Below are 1,672 nucleotides of genomic sequence, written 5' to 3'. Positions count from 1 at the left end.
AGCGAAGAACAGCAGGAACTGCTGGCCAGGCTTGCCGTGCTTTCGGCGGCTTCAGGCAAGGCTGCGAACACTGCCCGGGAATAATCCGCGAGCCGTGCAGCATTGCCCGCTCTCCTTGGGCCAACCCGCGACCACTGATTCAACGGACCGGCTTTGTGTATTCGTACCAAACGCCCTTATCCAGCACTTCCATTTGCACGGCACCATTCCCTTATGTGGCTTTTCGCGCCTGCAGTTCAATCTGTCGGGATGAGGTACAGCTAAACGCTTGATTAGCGCTACATTAAGGTAAGATTGTTTGACGCGCGTGACCCGTCATTCTCAGCGTGACTGGAAAGGAATCAAAAGTGTCGAGTTCAGCCTCGTTGAATACACTCCAGCCGTCACTCAATTTGTTATCCGACATCAATTTGATATCAAACTGTCAGATTATCGGCATTAACCTTTAGTGGCGCGAATTGATATGTATGCCATCCTCCGGTTGTTCAGGTTCAAGCCTGACGCCCCGAACAGTGCCCCGTGGATCATGGGCGTCCTGTGCGCCAGCGCAATACTGGGCAACCTCCTGCTATTTATTCGCACTGACACCTTTCCAGTCACCCTCTTGACGCTCAACCTGCTCACCTTTGCCAGCGTCTGGTTGTATCTGTGGCGCTCAAGTCGCCTTATCCAGTTGCAACCGCAGGAACTGGCTCAGCGCATGTTGCAAGTGCAGGAAACCGAACGGCACCGTCTCAGTCGCGAGCTGCATGACGACATCGGCCAGATGCTGACCGGCGCGCAGTTGCAACTGGCCTGGCTGCAACGACGATTACCTGCCGAACTGGACGCCCACGCCGGGCAACTCGATGCGACCCTGGCGCAAACCCTTGGCAAAGTCCGTGACCTCTCGGCCATTCTCAATCCACGTCAACTGTCGAGCCTGGGGCTGGAAGGCGGACTGCGCGCCCACCTGGTTACGGCGCTGGCGGACAGCCAGATCAGCTGGAGCCTGGAATGCCAACAGCGACTGAACGGCATCCCTGAAGAAATGGCGGTGGCCGTTTATCGCATCTGCCAGGAAGCGGTCACCAATATGCTGCGCCACGCTCAGGCAAACAATCTGCTGATCCGCATCGAACGCCAGCCTCCCGGCCTGTCGGTGTTCATCGCCGACGACGGCGCTGGTTTCGATCCGGCTGCCAACGGAATGCGCGAAGATCAGAACGGGCTGGCCGGCATGCGCGAACGGGTGCTCTTGCTCGACGGTTCCTGGTCGCTGCATAGCAGTCCGGGGTTTGGTACGCGAATCGACCTTTTGTTTCCCTGGGCGCCCCGTTCCGATGAACGTGCCCGTTTACACAAGAAGCCACAATGACCTGCAACCTGTTACTGGTCGATGACCATTCACTGATCAGAGCCGGCGTACGTGCGCTGGTGGCGGACATACCCGGATATGCCATCGTCGGAGAAGCGTGCGACGGCAGCCAGTTGTCCAGCCTTGCGCAACGTCTGAGACCCGACATCATCCTGCTGGACATCGGCATGAAGGACATCAATGGCCTTGACGCCCTGGAAAATCTGCTCACCGTGCAGCCCGACTGCAAAGTGCTGATTCTCTCGATGCACACCGAACCGGATATCATCATGCGCGCTCTGGAAACGGGTGCTCACGGCTATCTGCTCAAGGACG

Annotated in this window: 2 protein-coding genes; both read left to right on the top strand. The window is 57.6% G+C overall.

Features of this window, described 5'->3' with window-relative positions:
* Nucleotides 1-463 precede the first annotated feature (463 nt).
* Nucleotides 464-1,357: a sensor histidine kinase gene (locus tag BZK31_RS28440; protein WP_083186464.1), complete on the top strand. Its 894-nt coding sequence runs from the start codon at nt 464-466 to the stop codon at nt 1,355-1,357.
* Nucleotides 1,354-1,672 (top strand): response regulator (locus BZK31_RS28435; RefSeq protein WP_157900830.1); only part of this gene is annotated, 319 nt, incomplete at its 3' end. The genes BZK31_RS28440 and BZK31_RS28435, both read left to right, overlap by 4 nt.

The sequence above is a fragment of the Pseudomonas floridensis genome, from assembly GCF_002087235.1.
Taxonomy (GTDB): domain Bacteria; phylum Pseudomonadota; class Gammaproteobacteria; order Pseudomonadales; family Pseudomonadaceae; genus Aquipseudomonas; species Aquipseudomonas floridensis.
The sequence above is the reverse complement of the archived record's forward strand: the minus strand, read 5'-3'. Positions and strand labels throughout refer to the sequence as shown.

What these genes read in the sequence shown, in the direction of transcription:
- BZK31_RS28440 (WP_083186464.1), top strand. Translation starts at nt 464, where the DNA reads ATGTATGCCATCCTCCGGTTGTTCAGGTTCAAGCCTGACGCCCCGAAC.